This window comes from Plantactinospora alkalitolerans (genome assembly GCF_015690345.1).
GTDB lineage: Bacteria > Actinomycetota > Actinomycetes > Mycobacteriales > Micromonosporaceae > Plantactinospora > Plantactinospora alkalitolerans.
The window spans coordinates 1-16,651 of the sequence record NZ_JADPUN010000210.1 but is presented as its reverse complement, the minus strand read 5'-3'; the positions used below and the strand labels follow the sequence as shown (position 1 = coordinate 16,651).

Below are 16,651 nucleotides of genomic sequence, written 5' to 3'. Positions count from 1 at the left end.
GTACTGGCCACCCGGATCGGCTCGGTGTTCCAGGACCCGGAGCACCAGTTCGTCAGCAACACCGTCTTCGACGAGCTGGCGCTCGGGCCACGGCGGACCGGTCAACCCGAGGCTGCGGTGAAGTCCACAGTGGGCGAGTTGTTGGACCGGCTCCGGCTGGACCAGTTGGCCGGAGCCAACCCGTACACGCTGTCCGGTGGCCAGGCGCGGCGGTTGAGCGTGGCCACGGCGCTGGCCACCGCGCCCCGGCTGGTGATCCTCGACGAGCCCACCTTCGGCCAGGACCGACGCACCTGGATCGAGCTGGTCGACCTGCTCGCCGGGCTCCGCGACGCCGGGCACGGCATCGTCACCGTCACCCACGACGCCGACTTCGTCGCGGCGCTGGCCGACCGGACGGTGTCGCTCGGCGCCCGCAGCGGCCCGGCGACCGAGCGCAGCGGCCCGGCGACCGACCACAGCCGCCCGGCGACCGACCACAGCGGATCCTCCGACGGATCCGCCCGGCGGGCCGGATGATCCCGTACCAGCCGATCGCGGCCTCCGACGCACCGCTGGCCCGGCGCAATCCGGTGGCCAAGCTCGCCGCCGCGCTGGTCGTCTCGATCGCGCTGATCGCCACGGTGGACCCGGTCGCCCCGGCGGTGGCGATCGGATTCGAGCTGGCCGTGGTGCCCCTGTTCGGCGTCGGGTATCCGGCACTGGCCCGGCGGGCCTGGCCGCTGCTGCTCAGCGCCCTCGGCATCATGTGCACCCTGGTGCTGTTCGCCGCCGAGCGGACCGGCCCGACGCTGTTGCGGGTCGGACCGGTCCTGGTCACGACCGGTGTGCTGGTCACGGCGTTGGGGATGGCACTGCGGGTGATCGCGGTGGCGCTGCCCGGCGTACTGGTGTTCGCGACCACCGATCCCACCGACCTGACCGACGCGCTGGTCCAGAACGTCAAGGCTCCGCCCCGGTTCGCGATCGGCGCGCTGGCCGCCTTCCGCCTGGTGCCACTGCTCGCGCTGGAGTGGCAGATGTTGAGCATGGCCCGGCGGGCCCGGGGAATCGATGCCGGACGCAACCCGCTGGCCCGGTTGCGGCTGTTCGGCTCGACCGCGTTCGCGCTGCTGGTCGGGGCGATTCGCCGGGGTACCCGACTGGCCACCGCGATGGACGCCCGGGGCTTCGACTCGGGCTCGCCACGTACCTCCGCCCGGCGCCAGCGGTTCGGCGGAGCCGACGCCGCCCTGATCGTCGGGGCGGCCGCGCTGGCCGCCGGGGCCCTCGCGGTCAGCGTCGCGCTCGGCACCTTCCGGCCGCTCGTCGGCTGATCCGATCTCGAGCACTGACCCGGCGGACGGGTACGGCCACATCCGGCTGGCCCGACCGTCCAATGGACCGGAACGACCTGCCGGGCGAGTCTGGTCGAGGCGTTGACCGCGGTCGACGACGGACGGGCCCACCTCGACCAAGCCTGGCCGGGCTGCGGTCGTAGGTCCAGTAAACAAGTAGCCGATGAGCGGACGTCCAGCGGCTCATCGGCTGGCTACCCGTTCCAGGGATGCGGTGACGCGCTGTGCTCGCCACATAGGGTGTCGCCATGTCGTCGAAGAAGTTGAAGGTGATCGCGTTGATTCCTCCGCCCGACGAGGTAGTCGACGTTCCGCTTGCCCAAGACTTCGCTGCCTGCGAATCTGAGCTTGGGCTGGCCTTACCCGCCGATTTCAAGCAATTGCTGAGCACCTATGGAAAGGGTAGTTTTCTCGACTATCTCTTCGCATATCCTTTGGCCGGATCCGACATGAGCCTCCAGAAGAACAAATTGTTGCGCGAAGGACACTCGGCTGCGAGGGCCAAGTCTCCGGAGAACTACCCTTATCCGCTTTATCCCGAACCGGGCGGTCTATTGTTGTGGGGTGGAACCTACGACGGCCACTCGCTGTGCTGGCTCACCAGCGGCGCCCCAGACGAGTGGCCGGTAGTTGTCTGGCATCAGCGTGACAGCAACTATCATCTCTTCCGACGTGGTGCGCTCGCCTTCATCATCGACTGGCTGGAAGGCGCTCTACCGCCTCATGCGCTACCCGCACCGCCACCGGGTGCGGGGTGGTTCGAGTCAGCCCGCAGGCTTCGTGAAGCATACATGTATCTCGATGGCGGGCTCGGCAACTTCCGGGACCGCGTACGACTGCTGCACCAGGCCTTCGGCCCTGTCCAAGCCCGTGGGTCGTGCACTGGTGAGGGAGACTACGACCACGAAGAGCACTTCAGCACCGCACAGAACTGGCGGATCACCTACAGCGAATGGCCCCGCGGACGGCTGATCCGTATAGCGTTTCCTCCGGGTGAGGAATCAGCCGCACGCGCCGCAGTCATGAGCGTCTATCCGAAGCTCGGCCACACCCTTCGCCATGTCCAGACAGCACAGGGTCGCCACGTTTGGACCGACTAACTCACGACATACGGGTCTGCCGTCGATATTTGCGGCGCTGGACGAGCGCTTGCCCGACAGGCAGCGGGATCCGCTACGCCTCGTAGTCGAGGGCGCGATCCGGGTCCACCTCCGGCGGTTGCTTCCTCGACCAGGGCCGCAACGGGTTGTGCCGCTGGCGCATGCCCAACTGCGGGGTTGTGGCCGAGGCATGGCGGTTGACCGAATACCGCCGTGGGGATCGCTACTCCCGAACAGCGAGACGACCGGTGGTGGTCGCGGTCGTCAGGCCGGTATCTCGATCTTGATGTCCCGGAACTCGACCTTGTACAGCGGCTCCCCGGAACGGTTGTCGTCCCGAGGGAAGACCCCGAGCACCACGCGTCCGGCGCCCGGCCCGGCGTCCCGGGCCTGGCCGACGAACTCCCCGTCCCGGTAGAACCGCAGTTCCTCACCCCGGGCGACGATGCCGACCCGGACCGGAGTCTGTGCGTTCAACTTCTGCCCCTGTGGGAATCGGTAGGTGCCGGCCGGAGTCGCCGCGGTCGCACTGTCGATTCCGTGCGCCAGCAGGTAGTAGCCGTCCGGGCAGATCTGTAGCGCGTGACCGCCGCTCTGGTCGGTGAACCGGACCCAGATCGCGGCGCAACTGCCCGGCTCCACCAGGGTCACCTCGACCTCCACCCGGATGTCCAACCAGGTTTTCAGCGGCCCCCGGCACCGGTACGGGCCATTGCTGCGCTTCGTCACCACCAGGGCGTCGTCGAACGCGCACCTGACCTGGTTCTTGTCGTCCGTTCTCGGCAACCACTGCGACGAGACGGTCAGCGGGTCCTCCACCACCAGCTTGCCGGGCCAGGGCGTCTCGTCGGGTGGTCCGGAGGGGACCGGCGTCGTCGGTGCGGCGGAGCCGTTTGCCGACGGAGCCGTGCCAGCCCCCGTCGCCAGACTCGGCGAGACGTTCGGCTGGGCATCCCCCGACACCTCGAACGGCAGGAGATCCGTGGCGTAGCCCACCCCGACAGTTCCGCCGAGCAGACCGACGAGGGCCAGCAGCACGGTGCTGGCCCGGCGCCACCGACGTACCGGTTTCCGCTGCTGCGGCCCGGCCGGGCGCTGCGGCGGAACGACCGGGCCCGCCGGGGTCGTGGTCCGTGCCGGACCCGGTCCGCCGGCCATCGCGGGTGCCCGGGTACGGGCGGCGGCGGCACGGACGTTCGGGCTGCCCTGCCTGGTGGTGGCCTGGCCCAGTTCGTCATCCGGGTGCGGCGCCGCGCCCAGGGCGGTCTCGGCCACCGGCCGTTGTTCCGTGACCGCCTGCGCCTGCTCGGCCGCCGCCAGCAGGTCGGGCTGCCCGGCGAGCGCGGATGCCAGCGCACCCGACCGCTTCGGTCCGCCGCCCAGCAGCCGGTCCAGCAGTTCGCGCGCGGTGGGTCGCTCTCCGGGATCCTTGGCCAGGGCCAGTTCGACCAGTTCCCGCAGCGGACCGTCCAGGCCGCCGAGGTCGGGTTCCTGGGTGAGGATCCGTACGGCGGTCGCCGCCGGCGTCTCGGCGGCGAACGGCGTACGCCCGGTGCCGGCGTAGGCCACCACCGCGCCCCAGGCGAAGACGTCCGCGGCCGGGCTGAGGGTGCGCTTGTCGGCGGACTCGAACCGCTCCGGCGCCATGTACGCCACGGTGCCGATCAACTGGTCCGTCCGGGTACCGGCCCCGGTCCCGGCCATGGCCCGCGCGATGCCGAAATCGATCACCTTCGGGCTGCCCGGCGGCAGCAGCACGTTGCTCGGCTTGAGGTCGCGGTGGATCACCCCGGCGCCGTGGATCGCGGTCAACGCGGTCGCCATGCCGACCGCCAACCCGTGCAGGTTGCCGGAGGTGAGTGGACCACGATCCGCCACGACGCTTGCCAGGCTGGGGCCGTCGACGTACTCGGCGACCAGGTAGGGCGGCTCGTGGTCGGGATCGGCGTCGAGCACCTCCGCCGTGCAGAACGGCGGCACCTGCCGGGCCCGCTTGACCTCGCCCCGGAACCGTCGCCGGAACTCGGCGTCGTGCGCCAGGTCAGGACGGATCATCTTCACCGCGACCATCCGGCCGGTGGTGGCCAGGCGGGCCAGGTAGACGGTGCCCATGCCGCCCTCACCCAACCGCCCGAGCAGTTCGCACGGGCCAAGCCGCCGGGGGTCCGTGGACCGGAGCGGCTCTGCCCCCGCGACGTCGCCCGTCATCCCGATTCGCCCCCACTGCCCTGCAGTCCAGCCACCCCGTGGTCGGAAGTCGGGTAAGTATCACACTGGCCCGGTCCCGCCGGCAGCCCGGGAGTGGCGACCGCCGGGGCGGGTACCTGCCGGACCAGCTCGCGCGGCCCACCCCGTATCTCGACCCGGGACGATCGGACGAACCTGTGGTCGGCGATGCCCTTCACGCCTCGCGCCTCCTCAGCGGTTCCGGTGCGACTCGTAACGGAGCCAGCGCGACCCGAACAGGACGCGGGTGCCCGGTTCGATGGGGATCGCCGTGCCCGCGCCGAGCCAGTGCGGCGACGACGTCTCGGGGGGACGGACGTCCGTCCCGTTGGCCGAGCCGAGGTCGAGGATGTGTACCCGCCAGCCCGCCAGCACCACCCGCAGGTGCCGGCGGGAGACGCCCGGGGCGTCACCGGTGATCCGCAACGGGCGGGCCCGACCGGCGGCCACCTCGTCGTCGGAGTCGGGGGCCCGACCGAGCACGTAGTCGGTGTCGAGCCGGAAGGTCATCCCGTCGTCGAGCAGCAGGACTCCGAGCGGCGGCCGGGGGCCGCGCCGGGTGACGAGGGTGAGCTGGTGCATGGCGATCCCGCACTGTTGGCAGAACCGGAGCGCGGGGTCGTTGAAGTGCCCCCGCTTGCAGTCGACCCCCTCCACCAGCGCCGGCTGCGGTCCGATCGGTTCGGTGTCCGGCACCGACAGGTCGACGGTCTCCGGTACCGACAGGTCGACGGTGTCCGGCGAGCCCAGGTCGACGGTGCCCGGCGGGCTCAGGTCGACGGTCTCGGGGGCGGCGGGGTCGACGGCGTGGTGCGGAATGAGCAGTACCGAGACGAACGGGGCCGCCGGATCTGGTTCCCGGATCGTCATATCAGCCGTCCACCCCGGAACCGCCAGCGCAGCAGCGGCACCCGCATCGGCCCGTTCGCGACCAGCCAGACCGCCAGCCAGACCAGGCCGACGTGTAGGAGGTACGCGGCCAGCGGCGGCCGCCCCGCCAACCCGGGTACGACGTCGCGGTCCAGCAGCACCCAGAGCAGGGCCGCCTCCGGTACGACGGTGAGCAGGCCGAACAGCGTCGGCCAGTCCTTCTCCCAACGGAACTGCATCAGCAGGTGGTACAGCCCTTCCCAGCCGATCCCCAGCACGCCGACCGCCGCCAGTACGAGGAAGGCGCCCCGGTACCGCTCCGCCAGCGGCCCGGCCAGCGGCAGCACCGGTACGAGGAGGGCGGTGACCGCCGAACCGACGACGGCGAGCAGGACGATCCTGGTCTGGATCCGTCCGAACAGGATGGGTACCACGGTTCAGCCCTCGTCTTCCACGCCACGGCCTCGCATCCACCGCACCCACTGTGCGGTCGACCGGACCGGACCGATCCGTCGGCACCAGCTCCGCCGGGCGAGGTCGTCGGCGATCTCCTGGGCGGCGATCTGGAGACCGAGGAAGGTGTCCACTCCGGGGAAGTAGCCGCCCAGTGTGGTCGCGCCCGAGGCGTACAGGGCGCCGTTGCCGCTTGCCGTGCCCTTGATCTCGAAGTGGCGTTCCACCTCCAGCCGCCCGAGCGGATTCCGGCCGGCGCCACCGTGGGCGAGCAGGTCCGCCAGCACCCGGTGCTCGGTGATGTCGGCTTCCAGGCCGGTGCAGTCGATGATGTAGTGCGCGGCGATCTCGCGGTCCCCGGTGTCGCCGGTCAGCTGGCTGACCAGCATGCCGTCGGCGCGCGGTTCGACTCTGGTCACCACGCCCTGGACGGGGTGGTACCAGCCGCCCCGCCGGCCGGCCCGCATCTGCTGCTGCCACCGGCGGCGCCAGGGGGTGTTGGTGCCGCCCATCTCGGCGTAGCTCTGGGCCCGCGCCTCACCGTCCAGCCGCCGCATCCTGGCCTTGAGCTGGCCGCCCCAGACCGACTTCGGATAGTTGAAACCCTGGTACGCCCAGCCGTCGCCACCCTTGCGCCGGGCCCACGGATGCGGGCCGTGGGCCCCGGTCACGAAGGTGCGGAAGATCTGCACGATCTCCGTGCCCAGGCCGTACCGCTCGCGGTCGTCCATCAACCGTTGCAGCACCCGTGACGCGACGATGCCCCCGCCGCGTACCACCACCGTGCCGGGGCGGGTCTTCAGGAACTCGTAGACGTGCTCGTGCGGCTCGTACGCGTTCACCACGTGCGAGAAGTCCTGGTACGTCTCGCGGAATGCCCGCAGGTCGGGCAGGAACCTCAGCCCGGGATAGCCGACGGCGAGGTGTACGAAGCGGGACCGGTAGGCCATTCGTCTGGTCGCCGTGCTGCCTTCCGGCGGCGTCAGGATGGTGAAGTAGCCGCCGCCCTGGCGGCGCCGCACCAACCGCACCACGCCCTTGACCAGCATGTCCGGGTAATTGATCCGACGGGACTCCCGTTCGAGGCCGGCGAAGACGGCACCGGCCCGGGGCGTCCAGTAGTCGCTGAAGATCGGCTCGCCGAACACCTGGATCAGCGGTCGCAGGGTGCGGCTCTGCCAGGCTTCCGACACTGCGTACGACGGGAAGCCCCAGATGTTGTCCGGCCGCGACGCCGAGTCGGACCTGATCCGTTCCGGGCGTGGGATCTGCGACACCCGGGTCAGGTACTCGTACGTCTCCCAGGGGTGGTCCAGGTTGGACAGTACCCGGATCTGACCGGTGGGCACCCCGGCGATCCGCAGGTAGTCGACCAGGACGAACGAGCCGATCCCCCCGCCGACGGTCACGAACGGCGCGTCGGACACCGGTATCCCGGCCGCCTCGACCAGGTCGTCGGACCAGATCGGCGCGGCAAGGAGTTCGCCCGTCAGCTCACCGGGGCCGTGCGAAGCGTGCGCCATCGGAGTCCCCCTCCCCCGTCACGGAAGGTGCTCCCACCAACCCGCTTGCGGCACTGTGTAGCACAGCCACACCAGTACCGGAATTGACATGCGTGTCGATGTCAGGCATAACGCCCGTCCGGCGGGGCCGACAGTGGAGCCGACTCCGCCGGACGGAAACGGGACGCGATTCAGCTGCGCCGAAAGGCGTACCGGCGCCGGATGGTCAGTCAGCTACGCCGGAAGGCGTACCGGCGGGACGCGGAAGAGTCCCGTCCCCGACCCACCCCGGTGAACCGGCCGCCGTCCCGGATCACGGGACCGGCCTTCGGCGCCGAGGGCTGTTGGTCCGCCCCGGCGTCGTCGCCCGGCAGCACGACCGGTGCGGCCAGCTCGACCGTCTCGGCGTCCTGCCGGACGACCCGGGCCGCGAGCCCGGCTCCGGCGGATCGGGGGGCACTTCTGGACTTTCGCTTGGCAGCCATACGGGCTCTCCTCCTGGTCGGGACCGCCCCTGCTTTCGCAGCGGCAGTGGCGCGCTGGAAAAGGGATCCCCGGAAGTCCGGCCACCGAAGGTGTCGCCAAGAAGGCAGAAAGGGTACGGACTCCCGGAGCGCTCACACCCACGCCGCACGGAGGCGGGCGGGTCGGCTCGATGAAGGGGAATCAGTACCGCATGCCGTCCACCATAGCCCGCTCTCCCGACCAGGTGCATCCGATTTTCCGGGGCACCGGTCGGCGAGGGGGCCACCGGCGACCGATCGGCTACCAGTCGGCCACCGGCGACCGATCGGCTACCAGTCGGCGGCGAGGCCGTCCTCGGCTGCCGCCGGTCAGTGGCGCGACGGCTCCGGCGCGACCGGGTTGGGCAGGGCTCCGCCGAACCGCCGGTCCCGCTGGGCGTACAGCTCGCAGGCGTACCAGAGGTGTCGTCGGTCGAAGTCCGGCCAGAGCGTGTCCAGATAGATCAGTTCGGCGTACGCGCTCTGCCAGAGCAGGAAGTTGGAGATGCGCTGCTCGCCCGAGGGCCGGAGGAACATGTCGACGGCCGGAACCTCCGGGTGGTACAGGTACCGCGAGATCATCTTCTCGTTGACCTTGTCCGGGTTCACCTTGCCGGCGGCGACGTCCCGGGCGATCGCGGCGGCGGCGTCGGCGATCTCGGCCTGGCCGCCGTAGTTGACACAGAACTGCAGGGTCAACGTCGAGTTGCCCCGGGACATCTCCTCGGCCGTCTGCAACTCCGAGATCACGCTCTTCCAGAGCCGGCCGGCGCGACCGGACCAGACGACCCGGACGCCGAGGTCGACCAGTTGGTTCCGGCGCCGCCGGATGACCTCCCGGTTGAAGCCCATCAGGAAGCGCACCTCGTCGGGCGAACGCCGCCAGTTCTCGGTCGAGAAGGCGTAGGCCGACAGGTACGGGATGCCGAGTTCGATGGCCCCCTCGATGGTGTCGAACAGGGAGTGTTCGCCCTGCTCATGTCCCTTGGTCCGGGGTAGTCCGCGCTCCTTGGCCCACCGGCCGTTGCCGTCCATCACCACGGCCACGTGCCGGGGCAGCGCCTCGGCGGGCAGCGCGGGGGGCCGGGCCCCGGACGGATGCGGCGTCGGCGGCACCGGCTGCCGACGCTCTCCCCTGGTCATCGATCGGATCACTGCGTTTCCTTCGCTACGTCCGTCGCGCCCGGCTGCGGTACCTGTCGTGTCCGCTCCGCACGCTCGCCGACCGAGCCCCTGTCGACCAGCGGCAACGAGCGTAACCCCCGCTCCAGATGCCATTGCAGGTGCGCCGCCACCAGTCCGCTGCACTCCCGGCGGTGCGACTGCTCGGCGTCGTCCGCGACCCGCCAGTCACCGGAGACGAGCGCGGCCATCAGGTCGAGGGTGGCCGGGGCGGGATGGGCCGCGCCGGGCGGCCGGCAGTCCGGACAGACACAACCCCCGGCCGGTACGGAGAACGCGCCGTGCTGCCCCGGCGTACCGCAGACGGCGCAGGCGACCAGTGCGGGCGCCCAGCCGGCCAGCGTCATCCCGCGCAGCAGGTACGCGTCGAGCACCAGGGTGCTGGCGTGTTCCCCGTCCGCGAGTGCCCGCAGTCCGCCGAGGGTGAGCTGGAACAGCCGCAGCGACGGCTCACGCTCCACCGGGGTGAGCCGTTCGGCCGTCTCCGCGATGGCGCTGGCGGCGGTGTAGCGGGGATAGTCGACGACGAGCCCCTTGCCGTACAGCTGGATGGCCTCGACCTGGCTGACGGTGTGCAGGGAGCTGCCGTGCTCACCCTTCGGGTCACCGGCGAGTTGGAGGTCGACGTGGCCGAACGGCTCCAGTCGGGCTCCGAACCGGGAGGTGGTCCGGCGTACCCCCCGGGCGACGGCCCGGAGCCGGCCGTGCCGCCGGGTGAGCAGGGTGATGATCCGGTCGGACTCGCCGAGCTTCTGCACGCGCAGCACCACCGCGTCGTCGCGGTAGAGCTGTCGGCGGTACCCGGGCATCTCCCCATTGTTCCCTGCTGACCGACCGGCGCGGTCGGCGCGGTCGGTCCGGCAGGCGCGGTCGGCCCGGTCGACCCGGTCGGCGCGGTCGGCGCGGTCGGCCCGGTATGCCTGGTCGACGCGGTCGACCCCGAGTCCGGACCCCGAGCCGGACTCAGGGTCAGGTTCGGGGTCGGTCGGTGGGACGCCCGGATGCCTCTCCGGCCGCATCCCGCATAACCTTCCGACATGCTGCTTTCCCGCACCGTCACCAACTCCGCCATGGCAGGCGTGGCCGCCCTGATCGCCCTGATCGCGCTGTCGGCCTGCGAGGGCCTGGCGGAGCAGAAACTCACCTTCGACCGCACCGAGGACACCAAGATCACCGAAATCGAGCTCGCCCCGGGCTCCGGCGACGTGGTGGTGCGGACCGGAGCGGTGACGAACGTCCGGATCAAGCGGGTCATCCAGTACCGTGGCGCCGAGCCGAGCGGGACCACCTATCGGATCGACGGCACCAAGCTGGTCCTGGACACCGACTGCGGCCGGAACTGCGGAGTGTCGTACGACATCCTCGCCCCCGAGGGCGTGGCGGTACGCGGCGAGAACGGGTCCGGTGACATCTCGCTGACCGCGGTGTCGGAGGTCGACCTCGAGGTCGGCTCCGGCGACATCACCGTGACCGACGCGAGTGGCAAGGTACGGGCCCAGACCGGATCCGGCGACATCAGACTCAACCGGGTGCGGGGAGAGGTCTCCGCACGCGCCAACTCCGGATCGATCGACGGCAGCGAACTGGGCGCGGGGAAGGTGCAGGCGGAGACGGGATCCGGTGACATCACGCTGGCCCTTGCCGCCGCGACATCGGTTCAGGCCCACGCGTCGAGCGGATCGGTCGATCTGATCGTGCCCACCGGCGACTACCAGGTACGGGCGATCCCCAACTCGGGTTCGGCCGACGTCTCGGTGCCGAACAACCCCACCGCGACCGCCGTGCTCGACGTGCGGACCGGCAGCGGCGACATCACCATCGGGCAGCGCTGACTCTGCCGGCCGGCCTGGACGGGGCCTCCCGCTCCCCGGCCGGGGGCGGGAGGGTGGTGCGGCATCCGACGCCGGGACGGACGTGTGCGGTGCCACGAAACGGATGCCCCGGCCGGCGCGGCACCGCCGGGAAGCAGACAGGGGCGCCGCCGGGCCGCCAGGTCCTCCACCCAGCCGAACGCCATGACCGCGATCGTCACCAGGACCGCGACACCGGCCAACCCGGCCAGCAGCCCGGCCGTACTCGAGTGCGCAGGCCGATGCCGGACAGCAGCGGGTCGAGGGCGATCACGAAGGGCATGTGCCAGAGGTAGACGGTCAACGCCCGACTGTTCAGTACGGTCACCGCGCGGCCGACCGACGCGCGCCGGTCGACCCAGGCGGCGGACCGGGGAGCGAGCCCGAACACCAGGAGCACGAACGCGGCGGACCGGGGAGCGAGCCCGAACATCAGGAGCACGAACGCGGCGGACCAGAGGGCGTTGCCGATCCGGATGTCGTTCAGGTCGTAGCCGCGTGGCCCCGGATGAGTGAAGATCCAGGCTGCTCCGGCGGCGCCCGACGCCACCACCAGCGACACCAGCAGCCGGCGGGACAGCCGCCGTACCCCAGCGGTCGCAGGAGGCCGCCATCAGCGACCCGGCGAGCGCGAACATCACCGACATCGCCGGGAATGCCAGCGTCAGAAGGCCCAACCGGTGACGTGATAGACGACTCGAATGATCGCAAGGAGTCGAAGCAGGTCAAATTACCGGTTTCGCATCAACCTACATCTGTGCCGGAGGGGAGCTTCCGGAAGCCTTCCTACCCCTCACGGCCGAGCGCGGAACCGCACTACCGGATGTTCACAGGTGAACGTTTCGCAAAATTGCGGCAGATCGCCGCCGCCTCGGTGACGATTCGCTGACGGTGTGCCCGGTGGCCACTGGTCAGAAGCCGAGCTTGCGGAGCTGCTTCGGATCCCGCTGCCAGTCCTTCGCCACCCGCACGTGCAGGTCGAGGTAGACCCGGGTACCGAGCAGTTCCTCGATCTGCTGCCGGGCCCTGGTACCGACGTCCTTGAGCCGGCTGGCCCTGGCCCCGATCACGATCGCCTTCTGGCTGGACCGCTCCACGTAGAGGTCGGCGTAGATCTTGGTCAGCCTGCCCTCGGGGACCATCTCCTCGACCACCACCGCGATGGAGTGCGGCAGTTCGTCCCGGACACCCTCCAGTGCGGCCTCCCGGATCAGCTCGGCGACCAGGACCTGCTCGGGTTCGTCGGTGAGCATGTCGTCGGGATAGAGCTGCGGCGACGCGGGCAGGTACTTCGTCATCACGTCGACCAGGGTCTCGACCTGGTACCCCGAGACCGCGCTGACCGGGACCACCTCGGCGAATTCGCCGAGTTCGGTCGCCGCGAGGAGTTGCTCGGCCAACCGCTTCTTGTCCACCAGATCGGCCTTGGTCACCACGGCCAGCACCGTCGGCTTCAACTCGGCCAGCTCGCCGGTGATGAACCGGTCACCCCGCCCGATCGGCTCGTTGGCCGGGATGCAGAGCCCGATCACGTCGACCTCGCTCCAGGTCTGCCGGACCAGGTCGTTCAGGCGCTCGCCGAGCAACGTACGCGGACGGTGCAGGCCCGGCGTGTCCACCAGGACAAGCTGGGAGTCCGGCCGGTGCAGCACCGCGCGGATCACGTGCCGGGTCGTCTGGGGCTTGCTGGAGGTGATGGCGATCTTCTGGCCGACGATGGCGTTGGTCAGCGTCGACTTGCCGGCGTTGGGACGCCCGACGAAGCAGGCGAACCCCGCCCGGTAACCGGCGACCTGGCGGGTCGTCACTCCAGCACCGTGCCGAGCAGGGTGCCGTCCGGGGCGGCGACGTGGATCGGCGCGTCGGTCGCCAGGTCCCGTACCGCGGCGTGGCCGGCACCGTCCAGCGTGGACGCCTCGGTCACCACCGCACCGGCCTCCAGCCGGGTGGCCCCGGCAGCGACCGCCGAGGCGACCGCGAGCTGCAACGCGGTAATGGTCAGCGACGGCAGCGAAACACTGGCGGCGGCGTACGTCCGGCCGTCGGAGTCCCGCACCGCCGCTCCCTCGACCGCACCGATCCGGCCCCGGGCGCCTCGGGCCAGGATCACCAGTTTGGCGTCCTCGGCGGTCAGGTCGACCGTCGCCGACGGGGCATGACGCCCGGTCGGTGCGGCCGGTACGGTGGACGACTCAGGCATCGGCGGGCTGCCTCTCCTCGGACCGGGAGTGCTGCTCCCGAGTTGACGATGTGCCCCGAAGCTCGGGGTCGGTACGGGTCGAGCGGTCCCGGTCGTCCGCCTCGGTCACCCGGCGGACCAGTACGGAGTCGATGTGGTTACGCCGGCCGGTGGTGCCCTCCGCGATCAGGTGCAGCCCACCCACGTCCGCCGCGGCGCCGGGGATCGGCACCCGGCCGAGCGCCTGGGCGAGCAGCCCACCGACGGTCTCCACCTCGTCGGCCGGAAGTTCGACGTCGAACAGCTCGCCGAGGGTCTCGACCGGCAGTCGGGCGGTCACCCGGACCTCGCCGTCGTCGAGCCGTTCGACGGGCGGGCGCTCGACGTCGTACTCGTCGGTGATCTCGCCGACGATCTCCTCCAGGATGTCCTCGATGGTGACCAGCCCACCGGTGCCGCCGTACTCGTCGACGACGACCACCATGTGGGTCCGGGCCGCCTGCATCTCGGAGAGCAGGTCGTCGACCGGCTTGGACTCCGGGACGAACGTCGCGGAGCGCATGACGTCGGAGACCTCCCGGTCGTCGGCGCTGGGGTCGCCGCCCTGGGTCTGCCGGATCACGTCCTTGAGGTAGAGGACCCCGAGCACGTCGTCCACGCTCTCCCCGATCACCGGGATCCGGGAGAAGCCGGAGCGGAGGAAGAGCAGCAGCGCCTGGGGCAGCTTCTTGTGCGCCTCGATCCAGACCATCTCGGTACGCGGCACCATCACCTCGCGGACGATGGTGTCGCCGAGCGCGAAGACCGAATGGATCATCTGCCGCTCGCCGTGCTCGACCACGCCGCGCTGCTCGGCCAGGTCGACCAGCTCCCGCAGCTCGACCTGGGTGGCGAACGGGCCCTCCCGGAAGCCACGGCCCGGCGTCACCGCGTTGCCGATCAGGATGAGCAGCGAGGCCAGCGGGTTCAGCACCCGGCCGAGCCAGCGGACCAGCGGCGCGGTGACCCGGCCGACGGCGTAGGCGTGCTGCCGGCCGATGGTCCGGGGTGCCACTCCGACGACCACGAAGCTGACCACCGTCATCGCGCCCGCGGTGACCAGGGCCGCGGTCCAGCCCGCGCCGAAGGTGTCGACCGCGACCAGGGCGACCAGGACGGTCGCGGTCAGCTCGCAGAGCAGCCGCAGCAACAGCAGCAGGTTGATGTGCCGGACCGCGTCGGTCGCGACGATCTGCAGGGTGCGTGCCCCACGCACACCGTCCCGGGCCAGCTCACCGGCCTGGGCCGGCGAGACCGCGCCGAGCGCGGCGTCGGCCATCGCGAAGATGCCGGCGAGCACCACCAGTCCGGCGGCGAAGAACAGCAACTGGAGATCGGGTAGGCCGCCGGGCGCACCGGCGGACGCCAGGGACGCGGGCAGCGCCGCTAAGTGACCAGGCATCACTTGGCCCGCGTCGCGCGCCAGCTGTCGAGGAGCCGCGCCTGTAGCGCGAACATCTCCCGCTCCTCTTCCGGCTCCGCGTGGTCGTACCCGAGCAGATGCAGTACGCCGTGCACGGTCAGCAGGTGCAGTTCGTCGTCGGGCGAGTGCCCGGCGGCCGCGGCCTGCTTGGCGGCCACCTCCGGGCAGAGCACGATGTCACCGAGGAGCGCGGGCTCACCGCCGTTCACCTCGCCCGGTCCGTGGTCGACGCTGCCCTCGTCCATGGGAAAGGCGAGTACGTCGGTGGGGCCGTCCCCACCCATCCAGCGGTGGTTCAGCTCGGTCATGTACTCGACGTCGACGAGCAACACCGACAGCTCGGCGAGCGAGTTCACACCCATCTCGTCGAGGGCGTGCCGGGCGACGGCGAGCACCGCGTCGGTGTCGACGGTGGTACCCGACTCGTTGGCGATCTCGATGGACAACTGGTTCCCCTGATGCGCTTAGCGGCGACGGCCGGCGCGGCCGCCGTGGGCGGTACGGCCCGGTACGGCGTGTACGCCCTGGCCCTGCTGGGCCTCCCGCTCGGCGTCCCAGCGGGCGTACGCGTCCACGATGTCACTGACCAGCCGGTGACGCACGACGTCGGAGCTGGAGAGCTGTGCGAAGTGCACGTCCTCCACGCCCTCCAGGATGTCGCGTACCACGCGCAGCCCGCTGGTCGTTCCGCCGGGCAGGTCGACCTGGGTGATGTCACCGGTCACCACGATCTTGGAGCCGAAGCCCAGCCGGGTGAGGAACATCTTCATCTGCTCGGGCGTGGTGTTCTGCGCCTCGTCGAGAATGATGAACGCGTCGTTGAGCGTACGACCCCTCATGTACGCCAGCGGCGCGACCTCGATCGTCCCGGCGGCCATCAGCTTCGGGATCGTGTCGGGGTCGAGCATGTCGTGCAGCGCGTCGTAGAGCGGGCGCAGGTACGGGTCGATCTTCTCGTGCAGGGTGCCGGGCAGGAAACCGAGCCGCTCGCCGGCCTCGACCGCCGGCCGGGTCAGGATGATCCGGTTGACCTGCTTGGCCTGGAGCGCCTGCACGGCCTTGGCCATCGCCAGGTACGTCTTGCCGGTACCGGCGGGGCCGATGCCGAAGACGATCGTCTTGCCGTCGATCGCGTCCACGTACCGCTTCTGGCCCAGGGTCTTGGGCCGGATCGTCCGCCCGCGCCGCGACAGGATGTTGAGCGTCAACACCTCGGCGGGGCGCTCGGTGGTGCCCTGTTCGATCATGCCCAGGGTACGCCGGACGGCGTCGGTGGTCAGCGTCTCGCCTTTCTCGATCAACTCGAGCAGCTCGGTGAAGAGGCGCTCGGCGAACGCGTTGTCCCCGGGGGCACCGGTGAGGGTGATCTCGTTGCCCCGGACATGCACGTCACTGCTGATCGACCGCTCGACCAGTCGCAGGATCTCGTCGCCCGCGCCGAGCAGATTGACCATGATCTTGGGGTCTGGCACCGTGATCCTGGTCTGCACCCGGGTCTGCTGCCCGGGGGGTGGGGTACCGGTCATAGGTCGGGCCCGAGGCCCTGTGCCACCTGCTTCCGATCTCGGCGCCGCGCCTGGTGGCGCGACGTGCTGACGTTCCAGTCATCGTATCCGTTCAACGCCGACGGCACGCTGCCCATTTCCGCCCGGCGGTGAGGAAGGGTCCCTTCTTATACAGAAAGCGATAAGAAGGGGCCCTTCCTTTCATCCAAAGGTCTCCTGGGAGCGGGTGAAGCGGTAGGTCGCCCAGTGCATCCTGATCACGGTGCCGCGATCTTCGTCGCGGGTGAGGCGGAGGAGTTCGCCGGTCTCGCGGCCGGAGATCGTGCGGAGGGTGTCGGGGTGGTCGGGGAGGGGTTCGAAGATCGCGGGCGGTTTGCCGGCGGGATCGGCGGCGCCCCTGGCCTGGAGGGTGCCGTCGCGCCAGGAGAAGACGTACTCGAAGCCCTCGCCCCACCAGCGTCCGAGACTGTCTCTTATACACA

At 70.5% G+C, this 16,651-nt stretch carries 18 protein-coding genes and 1 pseudogene; 4 read left to right on the top strand and 15 right to left on the bottom strand.

Annotated elements, in window-relative coordinates:
• From I0C86_RS23125 to I0C86_RS23115, 3 genes are all read left to right on the top strand, one after another.
• The coding region (locus tag I0C86_RS23125; protein ID WP_196203376.1) for an ABC transporter ATP-binding protein at positions 1 to 519 on the top strand (519 nt) is incomplete at its 5' end.
• Entirely contained in the window at positions 516 to 1,316 is an 801-nt protein-coding gene (locus I0C86_RS23120; protein ID WP_196203375.1) for an energy-coupling factor transporter transmembrane component T family protein, read from the top strand. The genes I0C86_RS23125 and I0C86_RS23120, both read left to right, overlap by 4 nt.
• 269 nt (positions 1,317 to 1,585) lie before the next feature.
• Positions 1,586 to 2,437, top strand: coding sequence for an SMI1/KNR4 family protein (locus tag I0C86_RS23115; protein ID WP_196203374.1), 852 nt, complete (start codon positions 1,586 to 1,588; stop codon positions 2,435 to 2,437).
• A gap of 264 nt (positions 2,438 to 2,701) precedes the next feature.
• Here the strand turns inward: I0C86_RS23115 and I0C86_RS43645 are convergent, their stop codons facing one another.
• From I0C86_RS43645 to recO, 7 genes are all read right to left on the bottom strand, one after another.
• Entirely contained in the window at positions 2,702 to 4,645 is a 1,944-nt protein-coding gene (locus I0C86_RS43645) for a serine/threonine protein kinase (RefSeq protein ID WP_230394632.1), read from the bottom strand.
• 210 nt (positions 4,646 to 4,855) lie between these two features.
• Entirely contained in the window at positions 4,856 to 5,533 is a 678-nt protein-coding gene (locus I0C86_RS23105; RefSeq protein ID WP_196203373.1) for an FHA domain-containing protein, read from the bottom strand.
• Positions 5,530 to 5,967: a hypothetical protein gene (locus I0C86_RS23100; RefSeq protein WP_196203372.1), complete on the bottom strand. Its 438-nt coding sequence runs from the start codon at positions 5,965 to 5,967 to the stop codon at positions 5,530 to 5,532. Before I0C86_RS23100 ends, I0C86_RS23105 begins: the two co-directional genes overlap by 4 nt.
• Positions 5,968 to 5,970: 3 nt before the next feature.
• Positions 5,971 to 7,509, bottom strand: a complete 1,539-nt coding sequence (locus I0C86_RS23095) for a hypothetical protein (protein WP_196203371.1) — start codon at positions 7,507 to 7,509, stop codon at positions 5,971 to 5,973.
• A 209-nt stretch (positions 7,510 to 7,718) separates the two neighbouring features.
• Positions 7,719 to 7,973, bottom strand: coding sequence for a hypothetical protein (locus I0C86_RS23090; protein WP_196203370.1), 255 nt, complete (start codon positions 7,971 to 7,973; stop codon positions 7,719 to 7,721).
• Positions 7,974 to 8,321: 348 nt separating this feature from the next.
• A complete protein-coding gene (locus I0C86_RS23085; protein ID WP_196203377.1) occupies positions 8,322 to 9,134 on the bottom strand; it encodes an isoprenyl transferase in 813 nt (270 codons plus the stop codon).
• A gap of 8 nt (positions 9,135 to 9,142) precedes the next feature.
• A complete protein-coding gene (gene recO / locus I0C86_RS23080) occupies positions 9,143 to 9,982 on the bottom strand; it encodes a DNA repair protein RecO (protein WP_196203369.1) in 840 nt (279 codons plus the stop codon).
• Between the two features lie 228 nt (positions 9,983 to 10,210).
• Here recO and I0C86_RS43640 point away from each other — a divergent pair, with 228 nt between their 5' ends.
• Entirely contained in the window at positions 10,211 to 11,005 is a 795-nt protein-coding gene (locus I0C86_RS43640; RefSeq protein ID WP_230394631.1) for a DUF4097 family beta strand repeat-containing protein, read from the top strand.
• Positions 11,006 to 11,201: 196 nt separating this feature from the next.
• On the opposite strand, the gene I0C86_RS45510 is transcribed toward I0C86_RS43640, so the two are convergent.
• The 8 genes and pseudogenes from I0C86_RS45510 to I0C86_RS23045 all read right to left on the bottom strand — a co-directional run.
• On the bottom strand, positions 11,202 to 11,576 hold the full coding sequence (locus tag I0C86_RS45510) for a hypothetical protein (protein WP_407676341.1): 375 nt from the start codon (positions 11,574 to 11,576) through the stop codon (positions 11,202 to 11,204).
• A 22-nt stretch (positions 11,577 to 11,598) separates the two neighbouring features.
• Positions 11,599 to 11,747: pseudogene (locus I0C86_RS45505) on the bottom strand (acyltransferase family protein); the annotation flags it as partial.
• Positions 11,748 to 11,934: 187 nt separating this feature from the next.
• Positions 11,935 to 12,831 carry a GTPase Era gene (gene era, locus I0C86_RS23070; protein WP_196203368.1) on the bottom strand — a complete coding sequence of 299 codons (897 nt, stop codon included), beginning with the start codon at positions 12,829 to 12,831 and terminating at the stop codon, positions 11,935 to 11,937.
• Entirely contained in the window at positions 12,828 to 13,223 is a 396-nt protein-coding gene (locus tag I0C86_RS23065) for a cytidine deaminase (RefSeq protein ID WP_196203367.1), read from the bottom strand. The genes era and I0C86_RS23065 overlap by 4 nt, the downstream gene beginning before the upstream one ends.
• Positions 13,216 to 14,643, bottom strand: a complete 1,428-nt coding sequence (locus I0C86_RS23060; protein WP_196203366.1) for a hemolysin family protein — start codon at positions 14,641 to 14,643, stop codon at positions 13,216 to 13,218. The genes I0C86_RS23065 and I0C86_RS23060 overlap by 8 nt, the downstream gene beginning before the upstream one ends.
• Entirely contained in the window at positions 14,643 to 15,110 is a 468-nt protein-coding gene (gene ybeY / locus I0C86_RS23055) for an rRNA maturation RNase YbeY (protein ID WP_196203365.1), read from the bottom strand. Before ybeY ends, I0C86_RS23060 begins: the two co-directional genes overlap by 1 nt.
• 18 nt (positions 15,111 to 15,128) lie before the next feature.
• Positions 15,129 to 16,190: a PhoH family protein gene (locus tag I0C86_RS23050; protein WP_196203364.1), complete on the bottom strand. Its 1,062-nt coding sequence runs from the start codon at positions 16,188 to 16,190 to the stop codon at positions 15,129 to 15,131.
• A gap of 180 nt (positions 16,191 to 16,370) precedes the next feature.
• Positions 16,371 to 16,651: DUF7586 domain-containing protein (locus I0C86_RS23045; protein ID WP_456319968.1), on the bottom strand; the 281-nt coding region annotated here is incomplete at its 5' end.

Bases quoted from the DNA above. Each gene is read 5' to 3' on its own strand.
- I0C86_RS23120 (WP_196203375.1), top strand. From the start codon at position 516: ATGATCCCGTACCAGCCGATCGCGGCCTCCGACGCACCGCTGGCCCGG.
- I0C86_RS23115 (WP_196203374.1), top strand. From the start codon at position 1,586: ATGTCGTCGAAGAAGTTGAAGGTGATCGCGTTGATTCCTCCGCCCGAC.
- I0C86_RS43645 (WP_230394632.1), bottom strand. From the start codon at position 4,645: ATGACGGGCGACGTCGCGGGGGCAGAGCCGCTCCGGTCCACGGACCCC.
- I0C86_RS23105 (WP_196203373.1), bottom strand. From the start codon at position 5,533: ATGACGATCCGGGAACCAGATCCGGCGGCCCCGTTCGTCTCGGTACTG.
- I0C86_RS23095 (WP_196203371.1), bottom strand. From the start codon at position 7,509: ATGGCGCACGCTTCGCACGGCCCCGGTGAGCTGACGGGCGAACTCCTT.
- I0C86_RS23090 (WP_196203370.1), bottom strand. From the start codon at position 7,973: ATGGCTGCCAAGCGAAAGTCCAGAAGTGCCCCCCGATCCGCCGGAGCC.
- I0C86_RS23085 (WP_196203377.1), bottom strand. From the start codon at position 9,134: ATGACCAGGGGAGAGCGTCGGCAGCCGGTGCCGCCGACGCCGCATCCG.
- recO (WP_196203369.1), bottom strand. From the start codon at position 9,982: ATGCCCGGGTACCGCCGACAGCTCTACCGCGACGACGCGGTGGTGCTG.
- I0C86_RS43640 (WP_230394631.1), top strand. From the start codon at position 10,211: ATGCTGCTTTCCCGCACCGTCACCAACTCCGCCATGGCAGGCGTGGCC.
- I0C86_RS23065 (WP_196203367.1), bottom strand. From the start codon at position 13,223: ATGCCTGAGTCGTCCACCGTACCGGCCGCACCGACCGGGCGTCATGCC.
- I0C86_RS23060 (WP_196203366.1), bottom strand. From the start codon at position 14,643: ATGCCTGGTCACTTAGCGGCGCTGCCCGCGTCCCTGGCGTCCGCCGGT.
- I0C86_RS23050 (WP_196203364.1), bottom strand. From the start codon at position 16,190: ATGACCGGTACCCCACCCCCCGGGCAGCAGACCCGGGTGCAGACCAGG.